9 protein-coding genes are annotated in these 20,659 nt (G+C 60.6%); all 9 read left to right on the forward strand.

Annotated features, from left to right (window positions below):
- Positions 1–16 precede the first annotated feature (16 nt).
- The 9 genes from BSF79_RS08580 (at position 17) to BSF79_RS08620 (ending at position 20,607) form a co-directional block, all read left to right on the forward strand.
- Positions 17–5,182 carry a GEVED domain-containing protein gene (locus BSF79_RS08580; protein WP_175545290.1) on the forward strand — a complete coding sequence of 1,722 codons (5,166 nt, stop codon included), beginning with the start codon at positions 17–19 and terminating at the stop codon, positions 5,180–5,182.
- Between the two features lie 879 nt (positions 5,183–6,061).
- Entirely contained in the window at positions 6,062–6,574 is a 513-nt protein-coding gene (locus BSF79_RS08585) for a hypothetical protein (RefSeq protein ID WP_090269494.1), read from the forward strand.
- 65 nt (positions 6,575–6,639) lie between these two features.
- A complete protein-coding gene (locus BSF79_RS08590) occupies positions 6,640–9,264 on the forward strand; it encodes an NEW3 domain-containing protein (protein ID WP_245776357.1) in 2,625 nt (874 codons plus the stop codon).
- A gap of 104 nt (positions 9,265–9,368) precedes the next feature.
- Positions 9,369–15,104, forward strand: coding sequence for a carboxypeptidase regulatory-like domain-containing protein (locus tag BSF79_RS08595; protein ID WP_139246406.1), 5,736 nt, complete (start codon positions 9,369–9,371; stop codon positions 15,102–15,104).
- A 532-nt stretch (positions 15,105–15,636) separates the two neighbouring features.
- Positions 15,637–16,113 (forward strand): OsmC family protein, encoded by a 477-nt coding sequence (locus BSF79_RS08600; protein ID WP_090269691.1) that lies wholly within the window; start codon positions 15,637–15,639, stop codon positions 16,111–16,113.
- Positions 16,114–16,238: 125 nt separating this feature from the next.
- Complete coding sequence (locus BSF79_RS08605) at positions 16,239–17,051, forward strand: TIGR00282 family metallophosphoesterase (RefSeq protein WP_090269497.1); 813 nt, start codon at positions 16,239–16,241, stop codon at positions 17,049–17,051.
- Positions 17,051–17,980 carry a DMT family transporter gene (locus BSF79_RS08610; RefSeq protein ID WP_090269498.1) on the forward strand — a complete coding sequence of 310 codons (930 nt, stop codon included), beginning with the start codon at positions 17,051–17,053 and terminating at the stop codon, positions 17,978–17,980. The genes BSF79_RS08605 and BSF79_RS08610 overlap by 1 nt, the downstream gene beginning before the upstream one ends.
- 18 nt (positions 17,981–17,998) lie before the next feature.
- Positions 17,999–19,777, forward strand: coding sequence for an SLC13 family permease (locus BSF79_RS08615; protein ID WP_090269499.1), 1,779 nt, complete (start codon positions 17,999–18,001; stop codon positions 19,775–19,777).
- 89 nt (positions 19,778–19,866) lie between these two features.
- Entirely contained in the window at positions 19,867–20,607 is a 741-nt protein-coding gene (locus tag BSF79_RS08620) for a YebC/PmpR family DNA-binding transcriptional regulator (RefSeq protein ID WP_090269500.1), read from the forward strand.
- Positions 20,608–20,659 lie beyond the last annotated feature (52 nt).

Here is a 20,659-nt window from a genome sequence, read left to right on the forward strand (position 1 = left end):
GCCCGAGATGTTTAAAATGACCCTACGTGTATCTATTGCCCGCCCCACCAAGCGCCGTTTTCTGGGCGCCATCAGCACAACTCTGGCGCTGGCAGCGGCCCCTTTGGCGGCTGAAACATGTTCGGTATCGCCGGATTTCGTGAATTGGCTGACGCCGGGAACCACCGGCGGTGGCGGAGATCAAAGCGCCAATATCCGCTGGGGTACCGCCAGCACCGGTATCACTATCAGCGGACCCGAGTTCGTGAACGGGGTCGCCGAAACCTCGATCATCCGGTTTCAGGAGCTGACCGAGGGACAGGGCACCTTTTCGGTTGCGTTCAATTCGCCGGTTGTTCATGATTTCAACGTGTTTTTCGGCAATCTAGGGCGGACAACTGCCGATGCGCGGGGGTCGGGCATCGTCGGGGATTTCGGGATCACAACCTCGGATGGCGCCGCGCTTTCAAATGTGGGCGTCTCGCTGTCACCGCTTGACAATGCAGGATATTTCCAGACTTTTCTGTCAGATACCCAAGGGTTTGCGACGACCACTCTGAGCGGGACGGGGCCGGATGGCTTGCCGCTGGACGGGCGGGTCTGGATTCACGATGCGGTGCTGGATTTTGGGAATGGCGGGGCAGATCAGGCCTATGGCATGGTCGACCTAGCCTATGGCGCGCCGATCGCGGTTTCCACCACCTCGACCACGATCGACACGTTTACCTTTCGTCAGGTCGGCATTGGCGTCGGCCCCACCGGGACCTTGGGTATTCAGGCACGCCTCCGTTCCTGTATCACGGCGCTGCTCGACGATCTGACTGCGACGCCGATCGATGGCCAGACGGGTGGTAGCTCTGCAAGCGTGCTGGGCAATGACGCGCTGAATACCGCCACGGTATCAAGCGGGCTGACCGGCAATGTCACTCTGGCGGTGGTCAATGGTGCCAGCCCGGCGGTTGGGTCGGTGACGTTGAACACCAATACCGGCGAGATTGATGTGGCCGCGGGGACCTCCGCCGGGACTTATACGATCGAATACTCAATTACCGACCGCCCCGTCGATGGCACCGCCGCCAACACTGACACGGCCTTTGCCACGGTTGTGGTCACCGCCCCTCCGGGCAATATCATCTTGGCGGATGACGACGATTTCTCGGCCACGCCGATCAACGGGTTGCTTGGCGGGGCGGCGGGCAATGCCTTTTCCGGCGACACACTGAACGGCACACAGGTTAATGCGAACGAAGTCACAGCCACGGTACTGACCCCCGCCACCCCGCGCGAGCCCGGTGATCCGGTGCCGGAACTGACGCTTTCGGGATTTAGCGAAGGCATCGTGACGGTGCCCGGCAACACACCCGCCGGGCTTTACACGATCGTCTATGAGCTCTGCGAGGACGCGGCCCCCACCAATTGCGCGACCGCCACGATCACCATTTCTGTGATCAACGGTATCGGGCTCGATTTTGGTGATGCGCCGCTGACCTATCTGACCCCGTTCCATAACGTCGGCGCGGTTCCGACCGTTTATCTCGGCGCGGTTCCGCCCGATACCGAAGCCTTTGAGCAGCCGAATGCCGGCGCCACGGGCGATGACATCGCCGATGTCGATGACGAAGAAGGCGTGGTCTTTCCGCTCCTGACGCAGGGGGTCGTGACCACGGTGTCGATCAACGTCACCGGCGATGGTTTTCTTCAGGGCTGGATCGACTTTGACGGTGACGGGCTGTTCGCGGATGCGCTGAACGAACGGATCGCAACCGATCTGAAAGACGATGGCACCGGCGACGACACGCTGGCCGGTGACGGTGTGATCGACGTGGATGTGGCTGTGCCCGACGATGCCACGCTGAACCTGACCTATGCACGGTTCCGCTATTCCACCACGGCGGGGCTGGATGCGCAGATCTTCGCGGGCGATGGCGAGGTCGAGGATTATTCGCTGGTGATTGCCGCTGCCGATCTGGTGGACCGGGGCGACGCGCCGGTCAGCTACGGCGATCCGCGCCACGTCGTCGTGCCCGACATCTACCTCGGAGCGCGAGAACCGGACACCGAGACCACGATCTATGGCGGCACCAATGCCGACGGAGATGACAATGCCGGGATCGACGACGAGGATGGTATCGCTTCGATGCCGATTTTCACCGCCGGAAGCAGCAGTTCTGTCACCGTGCAAACCCACGAAACGCTGAGCCTTCAGCTCGAATTGCCGCTGCCGCCGCTCGGCCTGACCGGGATCACCAACCTACAGATGTGGATCGATTTCAACGGCGACGGTACGTTCGACCCCTCTGAACAGGTGGCCGCAGACTACCGCGATGGCGGCAACGGTGATACCGATGGTACGTTCAACAATTCGATTAGCTTCAACGTCGCGGTTCCGGCCTCGGCCCCCGATCAGACGACCTTTGCCCGCCTGCGCTGGTCCACCACCAGCGGGCTGGCGGCAGATTCCTTCACCGGCCTGAGCCTAGATGGCGAGGTCGAGGATTACCTCGTAACCATCGTCAACCCGAACCCGCCACTGGTTTGCGATGCCGGTTTTTACATGGTCGCAACCGAAACCGGGACGAACCTGCCCGCACTGACGCGGCTATCGACCAGCTTTGACGGAACCAACTACAATCTTGGTCAGTCCCCGTTCCCGCCCAGCGATCCAGGCACCTATCTGGTCACCGGCTGGGGGTTCAATGAGCTGGACAACTATATCTATGGTGTGGGTCAGTCGCCGCGCAATTTGTGGCGGATCGACGGCAATGGCGAATTGTCAGTGGCGGCCGACATTTCCGGGCTGGCGTTGCAATCGCCCGATACGACGACCGATATCCTGCCCAATGGCATCCTGATCTATAAATCCGGCACCACAAACAGCCTCTATCAGCTGCTCGATATTTCCGATCCCTCGAATCCAGTGGCGCTTGGCGTGCTCGATGCCGGGCCAGGGGCGCCTTATGGCCGCGATATGGCGTATAACCCACGCGACGGTCTGATCTATTTCTATGACCCGTCTCGCAATCTCTATGCCTTCGACCCGAACGGTGGAGCACCCGGCCCGATCACGACGCAGTTGATTCAGCCCACCATACCGCTTCCGACCGGCATCTTTGCGATGGACTTCGACTCGGTCTGGTTCGACGCGCAGGGCTACCTCTACGCCTTTGATAACCAGTCGCGACAGGTTTGGGCGCTCGATGTTGGCGTCGATGGCGACCGCCCGGCAAGCTGGGATCTGATCGAGATCGAGGGCCAGGTGAACAACATCACCTATCAGGGCAACGATGGCGCGTCCTGTCGCGGCAACGGGCCTTTCGCCCCGGCCGCACCGCAGGGCGGCGTGTCGGGGAACGTTTATATCGACGCCAACGCCAACGATCTGCGTGATGGAGGCGAGACCAACCTTGGCGCCGGGATCGCCGTCACGGTTTATTCCGACAATGGCACGCCGACCGACCTCAACGACGACACGCTGATTGCGACCACTGATACGCTGGCCGATGGCACCTATGCCTTTGCCGACCTTTCTGCGGGCACCTACCGGGTTGAGGTCGATACGACAGACCCCGATCTGCCCGCTGGTTCGGCCATCGGCACATCGAACCCGCTGATCGGCGTGGTTGTGGCCGATGGTACCGTGACAACGGATCAGGATTTCGGCTTTGATCCGCAGGAAAGCGATCTGTCGATCACCAAAACCGCGCTCAGCGTGGCGACGGGGCTGCCAGTGACCAGCGCGGCCGAGGGCGATGTGATCGACTGGGTGATCAGCGTGACCAACAATGGTCCCGGCTCGCCGTCTGGCGTGCGGGTGTCCGAGAAAATCCCGAGCGGGTTTCAGTATGTGTCCGACGACGCCCCGGCGACCGGCGACACCTACGATTCCGCGACCGGTATCTGGTTCGTTGACGAGATCCTGTCCGGCGCAACCGAAACCCTGAGGATCCGCACCACGGTTTTGGGGTCGGGAAATACCACTAACGTTGCCGAGATCGTTGCGAGCTCGCTTAGCGATACCGATAGCGACCCTAGCACCGGCATTCGGACCGATGACCTGTCTGATGGCATCGCCGATGATGATGAGGCCAGCTATACGGTGACCTTGGATGCTGGTACTCGGAAGATCTCTGGCCGCGTGTTCCTTGACAACGGGGCTGGGGGCGGCACCGCCCATGATGCGGCAGTGAATGGTACAGAAACCGGCACCCAGAACGCGATCCTTGAGCTCTATGACGCCAATGGTGCGCTACTGGCCAGCCCGGCGATCGCGGCGGACGGCACCTGGAGCTACGCTCTGGCCGACGACAACAGCGGTGCGCTGACCTTGACGGTTCAGCCAGGCACCGGGTTGCGCTCCATTTCCGAGGCGACAGCGGGTCTGCCGGGATTAACCAATGCCGATCCGCATGACGGTACCTTCACATTCTCTCCCGCTACGGCCACCGATTATTCTGGGTTGGATGTCGGTCTGATCCTTCGGGCGCAGCTGAGCCAGGATCAGAGTGCAACAATCGCAGCCGGGCAGATTGCCAATCTGCGCCACGACTACCGGGCATTCTCGACCGGTACGGTCGATTTCGCCATCGAACAGACAGATTCCAGACCTGACGGGGCCTTTGCGGCAACGCTGTATCGCGACGCCGATTGCGACGGTACGCCAGAGACGGCCATTACAGCCCCCGTTGCGGTGGTTGCGGGCGACCGGATCTGTCTGATCTCGCGCGTTACGGCAAATTCCGGCATCGGTCCGGGTAGCAGCCTGACTTATCAATTGGTCGCGCGTACCGCATATGATGGTACGAGCGTGACAGGCACGGCCATCAACACCGATCGGGTGACTGCGGCACTTGCGGGCGGGCGTCTGGAATTGGCCAAAACCGTGCGCAATATAACTCAGAACACCCCCGAAGGTGCGTCGAATGGCGGAGGGGTTGGCGATGTGCTGGAATACCGGATCTACCTGACCAACCCTAGTGCGCAAATGGCGACGGACGTCATCGTCTATGACAAAACCCCGGCCTATACCCGATTGGCCGCTCCGATTCCAAGCCCTGTGGTGCTGGGCACCGGCCTGACCTGCACGGTCGGTGTCCCGGCCAGCAATGCCGCGGGCTACGCTGGTCCACTACGCTGGGATTGCACCGGAACCTATGCGCCTGGTGATGCCGGTTCAGTCAGCTTCCGCGTGCAAATCGCACCCTGACAGCCGGGACGAGGGGTACACTTGAAAGGGGCTGCCCAAGAGGGCGGCCCTTTTCGTGTTTCGAACCCCGCTGAAAGGGAGGCCGCGCTGTTTGTGCCAGCGCTCAGCCGCCCCAAGCTCGCCCGCCTCCCTTTTCTATATAATCGAAATTCCAAAATCCGATTCGGCGTGATCAAGTCGCTGTGGTGCAGGCCGCGCGCCATACCTATCCTTTTGCGCGATCGCGTCTCGTAATAATCAGGGCATATCCCCTTGAATAGGCGTATTTTCATTTTCAATCATGAATAGTAGAACCTGTCGAAACGCACCGAACACTCGGATCCGCAGAAACAGGAGAAACGGAAATGTCGGATACCCCTCGCAACCCCACCGAAGTTGAAGCCGCACAACGCGTCGGCTCGATTTTTGGGTGTCTCATGGTTGGGATTGTTTTCGGAGTTTTTGCGGCCCTCGCTGCTTGGCATAGTGGCATGGGGGGTCTTGGCATACTGTTGATCTATTCTGCAGTTGGGTTAGTCACAACGATCCTAACCGCAGCCTTTTCCGCCTATGTGGTACTCGTCTAGACAACCAGTTTTGCCATTCAAGGCCTGTGCATCAGCGGCCTGTCCCTCTCCTTCTGATGCCGCCCTCTGAATGCCCTCAATACTAAGCCCCGAGTTTACTCGGGGCTTTTTTTGTCCCGCAGAATCACAATGCGGTACGTGACCTGACCGATTGGATTCTCAGTCTATACCTTTGAATATCAGGCGCTCGAAAGCACGTGAATCTGTCCTTTTTCGCTCCCGCCTTACTCTCTTCTTTTTGGCATTCCTTCATTTGTGACCGGTCGTGCCCTCCTTTGGGTCACCCGGTGAAATCGAATGAAAAGGGAAAGAAATGTCACTTAGAAAACTCTTTAATTATTCTTCTGTCCTGGCTTTGGCTTCGGTCTCGGTTCTGGGTGGTCAGGCATATGCGGACGGTCTGACAAGCACTGTCGCATTCAAGGTCGTGGAAATCTCCGCCACCGGAGAAGAGACGCTGGCGGAACGCAACACCGTGCGCCCCGGCGAAGTTATCCAATACGTCCTGACACATTCCAACGAGGCCGAGACCGACATGTCCGGCCTGGCGATCACTGCGCCCATTCCTGAGGGCGGCACGGTCGAATTGGGATCCGAAACAAGCTCTCTGCCCGCGGTCTTCGAGATCCAGGCGGAAATGGAGCCGGAAAATCCCGGCCTTGAATGGTCTTCCCTGCCTGCCTTCCGGACCGTCGTCGATGCCGACGGCACCGAGCGCAGGGAGCCTGTTCCCGCAGACGCCATCGCGGCGGTCCGCTGGAACCTCGAATCCGCCCTGACAAGCGGAGAGACGGCGCTCAACACCTACAGGGTTGTCGTCAACTGAGCGGAGCCGACCCGCTCGGTTTCGACGGGACGGTAAGATTTTAATCCAACAAAAGGTAAAGTATAGTGAAACACTCTCATAACTTCATGGCCACGGCCAGCACACTGGCGATCATCTCGCTGGTCGGCAGCGTCGCATACGCGGCGCCGGAAGCAGGCTCCGTGATTGGTAACCAAGCCGTCGCGACATATACCAACAGCGCTGGCGACACGATCACAGTGACCTCGAACAAGGTCGAGACCATCGTTCAGCAAGTTGCGGGCGTCACTCTGACCTCCGACAACACAGAAGAGATCGCCCCCGGCGGCAAGGCTTTCTTGCCTCACATCATCACCAACGACGGCAACGGACCAGACAGCTTCTCGCTGACAGCGGTTGAAGGGGCCGGTGATTTCGATTTCGCTTCGGTCACCTTCTATCCTGACGCCGACATGAACGGTGTTGCAGATTCGGCTACGCCAATCACCGTAACCCCAACCCTGGCACCGGGCGAGCAGTTCGGTATCGTCATCGACGCAACAGCGCCTTCGACCGCCGTTGCTGGCGATATCGAAACCTTGGCGATCACCACCACCAGCACGCTGGATGGCACGATCTCGTCTGATAACCTTGACACTCTGACCGTTGCCAACGGTGCGATCATGGAACTGGTCAAGTCGATGGTCGTCGACAAAAGCGCCGGTGACCCGAACATCGTGGACCAGGGCGATACCGTTGAAATCACCCTGACATACTCCAACACGGGTCTCGCACCCTCGGTCGATTATTCGGTCGAAGACGTGTTGGATCTGCGTCTGCCTTACACGGTTGCTTCGGCCCAGTGGTCGGACCGTGTTGTGGCCGGTGGTCTGGACGAAACCAACGGAACCGGCATCGACGCCACGAACGGTTCGGGCGAAACCATCGCATATCAGTACAACTCGGCGAACAACACGATCGACTTCGCGGTTTCCAACGTGGCATCGGGCCGTACCGGCAGCGTGACATTCGAAGTGACCATCGGCGCCTTGGCCGAAGCGGGACTGATCGAAAACATCGCCACGCAATCGGACAACACCGGTGTCTATCCGCCGTCGAACACCGCTTCGGTGTATGTGGACGAGCAATTTGCCCATGTGATCGACGACACCTTCACCCAGACCGATACAACTGTCGTCCGGTCGCTGACCGATGACGGTGCGGCGGGCGATGATGTAGTCACTGAATCCTCCGACGTTTCGCAGGGCGGTGTGATTGCATTCGAATTCGTGATCGGCAACGACAGCAACCAGACCGACAGCTATGCGCTGGATGTTGTGAACGGCGACTTTCCGACAGGTACGACCTTCCGCTTTGTTGGCTCCGATGGCGTAACCCCGATCGTGGGAAGCGTGGGCCCGCTGGCCGCAGGCGACGCAACCAAAGTGACCTTGCTGGCAACTCTGCCGACAGACGCTACTCCAACTGCAGCAGGCGCGACCAACTACACCGCAAGCGTTTCTGCAACGTCGGATCAGGGCGGCGCGGTTAACACCTCGGCAGCCGAGTTCGACGGCGCGGTTCTGGCCGCAGCGGTCGACCTCGTGAACGTCAATACCGGCAACGAAGGTACCGGAGCCGAACCATATAGCGACGGTGTGGCTGCACCTTGGGTGACCGAACTGACCGATCCAGGCCAGGCAGTAACCTTCCCGATGAGCATCACGAACCAAGGCCCGACCTCGGACAGCTACAACCTTTCGCTGGCAACGCCTCTGCCGACTGGCTGGACATACGAGTTCCAACTGGCTGATGGCACTGTCGTGACCAATACCGGGACGATCCGGGCAGGTGACACTGCGGACTTCTTCGTTGTGGTGACACCGGCGGCAGACGCACCGCCCCTGACTGAACTGGTTGAAATCGCGCTGGTTTCTCCGGTGTCGGAGCAGGGCGATACGATCGTGAACGCTGTAACCGTGAACGAGATCGTCGATGTGTCGATCGTCGCCAGCCAGACTGTTCAGGCAGCCCCCGGCGGCGTTGTGGACATCCTCCACACGGTCACCAACAACGGTAACATCAACATCACCGAAGGCGCGATCCTGCAGACCGGTCTGACCGAATTCAGCGGAACGATCTACTGGGATCAGAACGGTGATGGCGTGTTGGACAGCTCGGACCCGGTTGTTGACAACTTCGATGACATCGGTGGCCTTGCGGCAGGCGATACGGCAACTCTGATCTACCGTGTTCAGGTCGCTTCCACCCCCGGCATGTCTGAGATCGGCACACTGGCACTTGGCGACAGCCTGAACGGTGCGACCAAATCGGACGCTGACACGGCCAACAACGCGGTCGCCGACCAGATCGTGATTGTGTCCGGTGATGTCACCTTGGTGAAGACACAGGCGATCGACCCTGCCTGTAACGGCAACCCCGGCACCTTCACCAAAGAGCGTCAGGACGTCGAGCCGAACCAGTGCATCCGCTATCGCGTGGTTGCCAGCAACTCGGGCACCTCGCCAGTGGACAGCGTCGAGATCAAGGACCTCATCCCTACCTACACCGCGCTGGAAACAGCATGTGGCGCAGCCTGTGATCCCACCGTCGCCCCCGTTGCCGGAAGCGCTGTGAACGCCGCCACACCGGGCAGCATCTCCAGCACCCACGGCACCGTCGATCCGGGCTCTTTTGCTCAGCTCGAATTCACCGTGCGGGTCGACAACTAAGCCACGGCTTTCTCGACCACCAAAACAATCGGCATCTCCCAATCACCGGGGGATGCCACCCAACCCCCCCCCCAAAAAAAAAGTATTAGTTAAAGGAAAGCCCGATGTTTCGTATGTTCCGCAGCTTTGCAGCCCTGACCTCCCGGCTTTTCCTTGTTGAAATCATTCTTCTGATCTTTTTCGCGACACTTGCAGCCGCAGCGCCGGTCGCCTCTGGGACAAGGATCGTCAACATCGCGATCACAACCTATTTCAACGAAGCGCTGGGGATCACGGAAACCGTGCAATCCAACCAGGTCGAGGCGACAGTGGTCGCAGTCCCCGGGATCGAGGTGACAGGCTACTCCGAACTTTGGCTGTCACGCGGCGCGCAGGATCAGCACTACTTTTCCATCGAGAATATCGGCAACATACCCATTCAGGCCCGCGTTGCGATCGACGCCGCAGGCGAAGACGGGCTGCTGCGCCGCCCCCGCCTGATCCAAGATGCCAACGGCAACGGGCTGGAAGACGCAGGCGAGCCGGAACTGGTTGCCGATCAGATGATCACCCTGGCGATGGGGCAGACGATGCAGCTTATCTATGGGTTCGGGGTTGTGTCCGATGCGCAGGCTGGAAAAACCGCCACGTCGGTGCTGCGTCTGAGCCCGGTTCTGGCAAACCCGAGTGCGGCCATTCTGGGCAATCTTGCTGCCAGCGGCATTGTTCGCACGGTCGAAGGCGGCTTTGAGATCAACAAATCCGTCGCGCGCCGCAAGGTCGCGCAGGGCGAGGAACTGACCTACACCCTGCGTCTGCGCAACAATTCCGAGGCAGATATCGCTGCATATGACAGCATCAATGGCGATGCGCTTTTGATCGACGGCCAGGCAAGCACCGGCATTCTTGTGCTGGACTCGGTGCCGCTGAACACTCGCTTTGCCGCGCCGCGTGACGCCGGTGGGCTTGATGCCGTCTATCACCTGCGCGGCACTGCACCGCAGCACTACACTACGCGCGTGCCCGCAGATCTGTCCTCGGTTGATGCTGTCGGTTTCTTCTGGGACGGCGACTATCCCGTGGGGCAGTCATCTGACCTGTCGTTCGATGTTCTGCTGCCCCAAAATTTGGGCGATGTCACCGTGCGGAATATCGGGTGGGCCTATTTCATGCGTGCGGGCGAAACCGAACGCGCGGAATCGAACGAGGTCGTTCTTGCTTATACATCAGCCACCGAAGCCACGCTGAGCTTTGTCGATCCGAGCAACCGCACCACTGCTGCTTTCGGGCAGCTCGGCACGGATACCGGCCTTTTGGTAACCGCTGGCGGCTGCAATGCAAGCAACGCGATTGACAGCGTTCAGGTGACCGTCTGGAGCCTGTTCACCGGCGACACCGAGGTCGTGACGGCGACGGAAACCGGTCCCAACACCGGCATCTTCGTATCCGGCCCGCTGCCGTTGACACGCATGGGCACTGAAGTGTCCGGCGATGGCGTGATCGCGTCAGATGAGGGCGATACGTTGCAGGCGATGGCCGATTGCGCAGGCATCAGCCTGATCGCGGATATTCCCGTGAACCCCGGCAACTTCGTGTTCAACAGCGTCACCAACGCGCCGGTCGGCAATGCAAACGTCTTGCTGTTGAGTGCAACCGGGGCGACCGTCGCAAGCGCGACCACTGACGCGCGTGGGTTCTTCAGCTTGGGGTCCGTCCCGGCAGGCGATTATCGTCTGAATGTCGACCCGCCTGAGGGGTTCGCCTTCGCCTCTGTGCGCAAGACGTTCGATACCTACAATCGTTCGGTTGTGGTCGGCTCGGCCTATGGCCAAACCTTTTCGCACCCCGGTGGCTTGTTCTACCGGACGGATATTCCCGTCGATCCCGCCTATGGCGTTCCTGTGGCACTGGAAAAGTCCGCTGACAAAGCCAGCGTGATGACCAGCGAACCTGTCGTCTATACGCTGACTGCACATAACAACATGGATCAGGCGCTGATGGCGGCCCAGATCCTCGATCGCCCGCCTTTTGGGGCCGAAATGATCGCGGGGTCGGTGACGTTGGACGGTCAAAGCTGGCCGGACCCGACGCGTGACAGTGATGGTGATTTCCTGTTCGATCTTGGGATGCTGCGCCCGTTGGAAACCAAAGTTCTGACCTATGTGCTGCGCTATTCCCCGGCCGCCCGCGAAGGGCGCAACTATAACACCGCCGTGCTAAGCGGTCGTCAAGCAGGCACCGGCCAGCCGCGGGTTTCCAACTCCGTCAGCACCTATGTCAAACTCGATAACAGCGGCGGCGTGTTCTCCCGCGAGGGCACGATCATCGGGTCGGTCTTCATGGATTGCAACGGTAACGGCCTGCGTGATGGCGCGGAGGAACCCGGCGTGCCCGGCGTCAAGATCGCGACACAGGAAGGGCTGATCGTTGTCACCGACGTCGACGGTAAATATTCACTGTTCGGCCTGCGCCCCAAAAGCCACGTTCTGGGCCTGACGTCGCGGACCTTGCCCGAAGGCACCCGCGCAGTGGCTACGCGCACCACCGATATGAGGCTTGGCGGCACGCGGCTGGTTGATCTGAAGCGCGGCGAATTGCGCGATGAACACTTTGCGCTGGAAGGATGTAGCGCGGCGGTCTTCGACGAAATCGCTGCCCGTGTCGAAATCTTCGAAAGCCGCGATGACAACAGTTCGCTTTTGCTGTCGGACCTGCCTATCCAGACCAGCCGCCCCGATACCCGCAGCGTGCGCAGCGAAGCCGGGATCGCAACCTCGAGCCAGATCCGTTCCGGTTCTGTGGCCGCCAAGGCCGCCGGTGCTACTCCCGCGCCGGGGCTGGAGGGCAAGGCGCGCTCCAACAGCCAGACCACAGAGCCGCTTGAAAACCTGATCCGCGATCTGAAGCCACAGATCGGGTTCATCGGCCTGCCCGAAAACGGCAAAATCCGTCGCAACACCCTGACGGTGCGCCTGAAGGGCCCCGCCGATCTGGAGCTCGCACTCAGCCTCAACGGGACCGAGGTGTCGTCCAGCCGTATCGGCGAAAGATCCGTCTGGGCGCGGGGTAATGTACAGGCGATGGAATTTGTCGCGGTCAAGCTGCGTGCGGGTGAAAATACGCTGATCGTAACCGGCAAAGATCAGTTCGGAGTCGAACGCGCCCGCCACGCGGTGACGCTGGCCGCCCCCGGCGAACCCGCCCGGATCGAGATCATCGCGCCCAAATCGGCTCCGGCTTCGGCAGGCACCATTGTGCCGGTCGTCGTGCGCGTGCTTGACGGATCCGGCACACCGGTTCTGGCCTCGGGCACTGTGACGTTGCGCGCGAACCGCGCCGAGTGGGATGTGACCGATATCCGCCCCGATCAGGTCGGCCTGCAAGCGTTCATCGACAACGGCGAGGCAACGTTTGGCCTGATCGCCCCCCAGATCACCGGGCGTGACCTGATTGAGGTCAAAAGCGCTTTCGGCAGCGCCAGCCACAACATCGCCTTCACGGCGGATCTTGACGAACGCATCATGGTGGGGGTGATCGAAGGCGCGGTGGCATTGCATGGCCGTGGCGACCTGATCGAAAACGACCGGATCAGCCCGTTCGAGGACACGGCAACTGGTCTGCGCGGCGAAGTTTACCTCAAAGGTCGCATCAAAGGCGATGCACTGCTGACCCTACGCTACAGCTCTGATCGCGACACCGAAGACCGCCTGTTCCGCGATATTCGGGGCGACGAATACTACCCTGTCTATGGCGACAACTCCGAGCGCGGCTTTGATGCGCAATCGTCGTCCAACCTGTACGTCAAAGTCGAAAAGGGCAGTTCGTATGTTCTTTATGGCGATATCGCCATCGAGCCCGAGTCGGATGTTTTTGAACTGGGTGGATATTCGCGCGTCGCCACCGGCGCCAAGGCAGGGTGGCAGAGTGACCGCGTCAGCGTCACCATTTTCGCAGCGCAAACGACCGATGGTCAGCGTGTGGTCGAAATTTCCGGCCGGGGCGTGTCCGGGCCCTATGATCTGGACCTGACTGGTTTCCGCGAAGGGTCGGACCGGGTGGAAATTTTGGTGCGCGATCGTGATACCGGTGACATCTTGTCGGAACAGCCGCAGCGCCGGATGACCGACTATGTGCTCGACTACTTCCGTAATGCACTGATTTTCAATTCAGAAGTTCCGCAGGCCGATCGTGACGGTAACCCGATCAGCATCCGCGTGACCTATGAGGCCACAGCCGAAAGCGGCGACCGCTACTGGCTCTATGGCGGTGAGGTGAATGTTCAGGTGAATGACAACACTCGGATCGGTGTGCGCGCGGTTCACGCCGACGCCCAAAAGATGAGTGATGAGCGCGAGCGCGTCCACGCCGCCTATGTTCAGGCCCGCCTGAATGCGCGGACGACGCTCGAAGTCGAAGCCGCGCAGGCCGAAAACGGCGAAGGTCAAACCGGATCTGCGATCCGTCTGCTGATGATCCATGAAGGCAAAAAATCGCGCCTGTCGATCGAGGCCGTGCATACCGGCCGCTATTTTGCCCCCACCGGCAGCCCGACCCGGCCCGGAACCGACCGGATTTCGCTCGACTACCGTCTGGATATGAAAAACGGCACCCGTCTGACAGCCGAGGCAGATTACATTGCCGACCGCATCGCGGGCAGCGAAATTCTGCACGCTGGGGTGGCGCTTGAAAAACAGCTTGGTGACCATGCCCGCACGCAGGTCGGGCTCGAGATTGACCATGACCTTAACGATCCTGACAACATCGTGGTTCGGGCCCGTCAGGGCGTGGACTGGACCACCGCCTCGGCGCCGAACCTCACCTTCCATCTTGAGACTCGCCAAGTCGTGTCCGGTAGCGGCGAAAGCAGCCTGACATTGGGCATGGATCATCAGATTTCACCCCGCGTCGCTCTGAGTGGCGAGGCTGAATTCTCGATCGGCGATGGTACTGACGAGCTCAAGCGGCTGCGTGTTGGCCTGGACTACCAAATCGCTGAGTGGCTGGAGGGGCGCTCAGAATTTATCACGGATGACGACGCGCGCCTCATCCAAGGGGTCCGCGCCGACTGGGAGGTCAATGAGCAACTGTCCCTAAATATGGGGCTGGAGCATTCACAGGCGCTCGACAGCGATCATGACAGCCTGACCAGCCTCAGCATGGGCGCAAAGTGGAACTCCAAGGATGAAAGCTGGATCGGGCAGGCGGATCTTGATCAGACGTTCGAGAAAACCGGAGACACGCTGTATGCGAACCTTGGCGTTGCAGGCCGCATTTCGCCCGACGTGACGTTCCTGGCGCGCAACCGTTATGCACGGGATGCCCGTGGTGATGGCGACGTGCGGGTGCGTCATCGTGCGCGGCTCGGCCTGTCCTACCGTCCCTCGGATGATCCGCGCATGGCTGTGCTGGCATGGTACGAGCATCGGCTGGACAAGGGCGCGGCCCGCAGCGTCAGCCATATGTGGTCGGTCGATGGTAGCTATCAGGCCAGCGAGCGGCTCAGCCTCAATGCCAAATACGCGGGTCATTATCAGCGTACCGGCCTGGCGGGCGGCACAACCGACGCCACTCTCACGCAGCTTTTGCAGGGCGGCCTAACGTATGATTTCGCCGACAATCGCGCACGGCTGGGCCTGAATGCCATGCGGTTTTGGGACGACCGCGGCACCGCAACGAACGCCATCGGGGCCGAACTGGGACTTGTTCTGAACAAAGGCTCGCTGCTGTCGATCGGCTACAACAAATCCAGTGGCCGCCGCCCAAGTGACACCACGCTCTATCAGGAAGGCGTCTTCCTGCGGATCCGTCTGCTGCTGGATGACTCCCTGTGGGGCCGGTTGCAGGGCTTCGGGTCCGACTGAACTTGGTTTTCTGAAGAAAGCGGCGCATCCGCGCCGCTTTCTTTGAGCGATCACCCGCTTCTGATTCGGCAAGGCTGTGGTTTGCGAGCAACGCCTCACGATACAAATCGGCGTCATATTCCCTGTCAGCCAATAGCGATTTTGCGCCGGGTCGGCTCTGCGCAGCCAGCCGCGTCATAGCCCGAGCAAATACCCCCCATGCCGTTGCCATCGACCGACAGGCGCACGCAAAGCGTGCTGCCGAGAGGGGCGCTCCCAGCGATGGTAGAGTGTCTTGAGGGGGAGATGGCATCACGCCAACGCGCCCCATTGTGATTAATGGAAAGAACTCCGCTCAAATCAATCAAAGGGTCCTGAGCCTATGGACGGTACCCAATTGGCGTTGCCCTTCTTTTGGTAGATAACTCGAACAAGAAGCGTTTCAGTGGAGCATTTCGCCCGCGAACAGGTCGCGCCCCAATCTGACCGAAGGGCCAAACCTGTTCACCTGAAAGGCGTTCATTTGTTTGCAGACAATGTTGGAAAAGGCGCGATGGTAAAGGAACATGGCTATACGGCGCGGGTGCGTTGGACGGGAAATCGGGGGCAGGGCACAACGGGGTATCGCGCCTACGACCGGACGTGGGATGTGGCGACGCCGGGCAAGCCGGTGATCCATTGCTCGAACGATCCGCTGTTGGGTGGCGATCCGGGGCTGCACAACCCCGAGGACATGTTGCTGGCCGCGCTCTCGGCCTGTCACATGTTATGGTATCTGCATTATGCCAGCGTGGCGGGGGTTGTGGTTCTGGCCTATGAGGATGATCCGCGGGGCGAGGGCGAGGTTGCGCCATCCGGGGCGGGGCGGTTTGTGAGCGCGACGCTGCGGCCGCGGATCACGTTGGCGCCGGGCAGTGATGTGGCGGCAGCTGAGGCGATTCACGAACGAATTCACGAGGTATGCTTCATCGCGCGTTCGGTGGCGTTTCCGGTTGGCTATGTGGCGGAGTATGTGGTGGCGACGGGGTGAGCGCTGCTTTCGGCGGGGATATTTGGAAAATGTGAAGGGGTTTGGCCGTGGTGCCATGGGGTTACGTGGGCGGGTGGGACATGTTGGCTCTTGCCTGTGCGCGGCGCGGGGCCTAGGCAGGGGATATGAGACTTCTATTTCTGGGCGATGTGATGGGGCGTGCCGGTCGGCACGCGGTTGAGGAAAATCTGCCACGGCTCAAGGCCGAGTGGCGGCTGGACTTCGTTGTGGTAAATGGCGAAAACGCTAGCAACGGCGCCGGGTTGAGCGGGGAGCATGCCAAGGGTTTGCTTGCGGCGGGGGCTGATTGTGTGACGCTGGGCGATCATGCGTTCGACCAGAAGGACATGTTGCAATTCATCGAGGGCGAGCCGCGAATATTGCGGCCGCTGAACTTTGCCAAGGGTGCGCCGGGGCGTGGGCACCGGGTGTTTCAGGACGGGCGCGGGCGCAAGGTTTTGGTGGCGCAGGTTTTGGGCAATGTGTTCATGAAGCGGGCGTTTGACGATCCGTTTTCGGCGATTGATGCCGTGTTGCGGGCGCATCCTTTGGGGGGCGCGGTGCAGGCGGTGATGGTGGATATGCATTGCGAAGCCACCAGCGAAAAGATGGGCATGGGGCATTATTGCGATGGCAAGGCCAGTCTGGTGGTGGGCACGCATACCCATGTGCCAACGGCGGATGCGCAGATTTTGCCGGGCGGCACCGGATTTTTGTCCGATGCCGGGATGTGCGGTGATTACAACAGCGTGATCGGCATGGAGAAGACCGAGCCGATGCGGCGGTTTGTGACCGGTATGGCCAAAGGGCGGTTTGCGCCCGCGCTGGGCGAGGCGACGTTGTCGGGGGTGTTTGTCGAAACTGACGATCGCACCGGCAAGGCGGTGACCATTCGGATGATCCGTCAGGGTGGTCGGCTGGAGCAGGCTGGCGTGTAATGTCGGCTGACCGCGCCTTGTTGCTTGGCATTTTGCTGCTGCTGGGGGCGGGCTGGGGGATCACCTGGCCTTTGGCCAAGATCGCGGTCAGTAGCGGGTATCAGCCGTTTGGATTGATTTTCTGGCAATTGGTGATCGCGGTGCTGCTTTTGGGCGGGATTTGCCTGTGGCGCGGGCGCGGGTTGCCGTGGGGCCGGGCGTCGCTGCGGATTTATCTGGTGGTGGCGATTGTGGGCACGGTCCTGCCGGATATGGCGAATTACCGGGCTGCAGTGCACTTGCCGTCGGGGATTTTGTCGGTTCTGGCCTCGCTTGGGGTGTTGTTTTCCTTTCCGATCGCCTTGGCCATGGGCAATGACCGGTTCAGTTGGGTCAAGCTGTTGGGGCTGTGCCTGGGCTTGGTGGGAGTGAGTTTGCTGGTGTTGCCGGGCACGGACCTGCCGCAGGCGGCGATGCTGATTTTCGTGCCTTTGGCGATGATTGCACCGCTGTCCTATGCGCTGGAGGGGAACCTGGTGGCGCGTTGGGATCTGGGTGGGTTGGATTCGGTGCAGATCCTGTTTGGCGCCTCATTGCTGGGGGTGATCCTGGTGGGGCCGCTGGTGGTTTTGAGCGGGGAGTGGATCAGCCCGCTGCCGCCTTATGGTGCTGCGGATGTTGCGTTGCTGGCGGCTTCGGTGATCCATGCGTTGGTGTATGCCGGCTATGTCTGGTTGGTGGGGCGGGCCGGGTCGGTTTATGCGGCGCAGATTGGCTATGTGGTGACGGGGTTTGGGATTTTCTGGGCGATGGTGCTGTTGGGCGAGGCCTATTCGACGTATTTCTGGGCGGCGATGGCGGTGATGCTGGCGGGGGTTTTCCTAGTGCAGCCGCGACGCAAAGAAGCGCTTGTTGAAGCGGGCGGGCTGAGCGACACTGCTTCGACTTGAACACTATGGACGGACATCATGGGGCTGATTGAATTGTCTCAGACCAGCCAGGCGGTATTGGCGCTGTTGGTTGTTTTGGGCATGTTTATTCTATTTGTCAAAGAGACCTACCCGACCGAGGTCGTGGCCATCGGCGGGGTTGCGGTGCTATTGGTGCTGGGGCTGTTGCCCTATGCTGCGGCACTGGAGGTTCTGGCGAACCCGGCGCCATGGACCATTGCGACGATGTTCATCGTGATGGGGGCGCTGGTACGCACGGGCGCGCTGGATGCGTTCACGGGGCTGGCGGACCGGCAGGCGCGGAGCAATCCGAAGTTGGCGATCGTGCTGTTGCTGGTGTTCGTGGTGCTCGCCTCGGCGATCATGAACAACACGCCGGTGGTGGTGGTGATGCTGCCGGTGTTTGTGCAGCTGTCGCGCACGATGGGCGTTTCCGCCAGCAAGCTGCTGATCCCGCTGAGCTATGCCGCAATCGTGGGCGGGACGCTGACGCTGATCGGGACCTCGACCAACCTATTGGTCGATGGGGTGGCGCGGGCGCAGGGAATGGAAGGGTTTTCGATCTTCGAGGTAACGCCGCTGGCGCTGGCGCTGGTGGCTTGGGGGATGGTGTACCTCGCGGTTTTTGGCAAGCGGTTGCTGCCGGAGCGAGACAGCATGGCGAACATGCTGTCGGACAAGAGCCGGATGAAGTTTTTCACCGAGGCGGTGATTCCACCCGAAAGCAACCTGATCGGGCGTGAGGTTCTTGGGGTTCAGCTGTTCAAGCGCGAGGGTGTGCGATTGATCGACGTGATCCGGGGGGATCAGTCGTTGCGGCGCGATCTGAAGGATGTGACGCTTCAGGTCGGCGACCGGGTGGTTCTGCGCACGCAAATGACTGAGCTGTTGAGCCTGCAGCGCGACAAAAGCCTGAAACGGGTGGATCAGGTTTCGGCGGTCGAGACCTCGACCGTGGAGGTGCTGATCACGCCGGGTTGCAAGATGGTTGGGCGGAGCCTTGGATCAATGCGGTTGCGGCGGCGGTTTGGGGTGTATCCGCTGGCGGTGCATCGGCGGAACCAGAATATCGGCCGTCAGTTGGAAGAACTGGTGGTGCGGGTCGGTGACACGCTGTTGCTGGAGGGGGCGCCGGGCGACATTCAGCGACTGGCAAGTGAGATGGACATGGTGGATGTTTCGCAACCCTCGGCGCGGGCGTTTCGCCGAGGCCATGCGCCCGTGGCGATTGCGGCGCTGTTGGCGGTGGTGGTTTTGGCCGGACTGGGCGTGGCGCCGATCTTGTTGGTGGCAACGCTGTCGGTGGGTGTGGTTCTGCTGACCCGCTGTATCGATTCGGACGAGGCGTTTTCCTTTGTCGATGGCCGCTTGCTGGCTCTGATCTTTGCGATGTTGGCGATCGGCGCGGCATTGGATCACACTGGCGCGGTGGCGCTGGTGGTGGATGCGGTGGCGCCATTCCTGTCGAATTTGCCGCCTGTGCTGATTGTCTGGGCGATCTATCTGCTGACCAGCGTTTTGACCGAGATGGTTTCGAACAACGCGGTGGCGGTGGTGGTCACGCCGATCGCCATCGGGTTGGGCGATGCGATGGGGGTGGATCCGCGGCCCTTGGTTGTGGCGGTGATGGTTGCGGCTTCGTGCAGCTTTGCCACGCCGATCGGGTATCAGACCAACATGCTGGTTTACGGTCCGGGCGGGTACAAGTTTACCGATTTCCTGCGGGTGGGCATTCCGCTGAACCTCAGCATGGGGGTTCTGGCCTCGGTGCTGATCCCGATCATCTGGCCGCTATAGCAGCGCGCGGGCGGTTGGTTGCGCCTTGCGGCCCGTAGGGCTGGTGACATATAGAGGCGCGACGCAAATTAACGAAGAGGGAGGCACCCATGGCCGGCCACTCAAAATGGGCAAATATTCAGCACCGCAAAGGGCGGCAGGACGCAGTGCGTGCCAAGCTCTTTTCCAAGCTGTCGAAGGAAATCACCGTCGCCGCTAAGATGGGCGATCCGGACCCCGAAAAGAACCCCCGACTGCGGCTGGCGGTGAAGGAAGCCAAGTCGGCCTCTTGCCCGAAGGACGTAATTGATCGCGCGATCAAGAAGTCTGTGCAGGGCGAGGGCGACGACTATGAAGAGATCCGCTATGAGGGGTATGGCCCCAACGGTGTGGCGGTGATTGTCGAAGCGATGACCGACAATCGCAATCGCACGGCGTCGAACGTGCGGTCTACGTTTACCAAGAACGGCGGAAATCTGGGCGAGACCGGATCGGTCGGGTTCATGTTTGATCGCAAGGGCGAGGTCACTTATCCGGCGACGGTGGGCGATGCGGATACGGTGATGATGGCTGCGATCGAAGCCGGTGCCGAGGACGTCGAAAGCACCGATGAGGGCCATGTGATTTGGTGCGCGTTTACCGACCTGAACGAGGTGGCGACGGCGCTTGAAGCCGAGCTGGGCGAGTCGGACTCGACCAAGCTGGTGTGGCGCCCGACCACGACGACCGAGATGGATCTGGAAGGCATGCAGAAGCTGATGAAGCTGGTGGATGCGTTGGAAGATGATGATGACGTGCAAAGCGTGACCACCAACTTCGAGGCATCCGACGAGGTTATGGAACAGCTCTGAGCCTTCTGGTTTCGGTTGATTTGAAAGACGCCCGTTTGGGCGTCTTTTTTTT

Origin of the sequence: Thalassovita taeanensis, assembly GCF_900110775.1 — a bacterium.
Lineage (GTDB): Bacteria > Pseudomonadota > Alphaproteobacteria > Rhodobacterales > Rhodobacteraceae > Litorimicrobium > Litorimicrobium taeanense.

What these genes read in the sequence shown, in the direction of transcription:
- BSF79_RS08600 (WP_090269691.1), top strand. Translation starts at nt 15,637, where the DNA reads ATGGTAAAGGAACATGGCTATACGGCGCGGGTGCGTTGGACGGGAAAT.
- BSF79_RS08585 (WP_090269494.1), top strand. Translation starts at nt 6,062, where the DNA reads ATGTCACTTAGAAAACTCTTTAATTATTCTTCTGTCCTGGCTTTGGCT.
- BSF79_RS08615 (WP_090269499.1), top strand. Translation starts at nt 17,999, where the DNA reads ATGGGGCTGATTGAATTGTCTCAGACCAGCCAGGCGGTATTGGCGCTG.
- BSF79_RS08580 (WP_175545290.1), top strand. Translation starts at nt 17, where the DNA reads ATGACCCTACGTGTATCTATTGCCCGCCCCACCAAGCGCCGTTTTCTG.
- BSF79_RS08595 (WP_139246406.1), top strand. Translation starts at nt 9,369, where the DNA reads ATGTTTCGTATGTTCCGCAGCTTTGCAGCCCTGACCTCCCGGCTTTTC.
- BSF79_RS08620 (WP_090269500.1), top strand. Translation starts at nt 19,867, where the DNA reads ATGGCCGGCCACTCAAAATGGGCAAATATTCAGCACCGCAAAGGGCGG.
- BSF79_RS08610 (WP_090269498.1), top strand. Translation starts at nt 17,051, where the DNA reads ATGTCGGCTGACCGCGCCTTGTTGCTTGGCATTTTGCTGCTGCTGGGG.
- BSF79_RS08605 (WP_090269497.1), top strand. Translation starts at nt 16,239, where the DNA reads ATGAGACTTCTATTTCTGGGCGATGTGATGGGGCGTGCCGGTCGGCAC.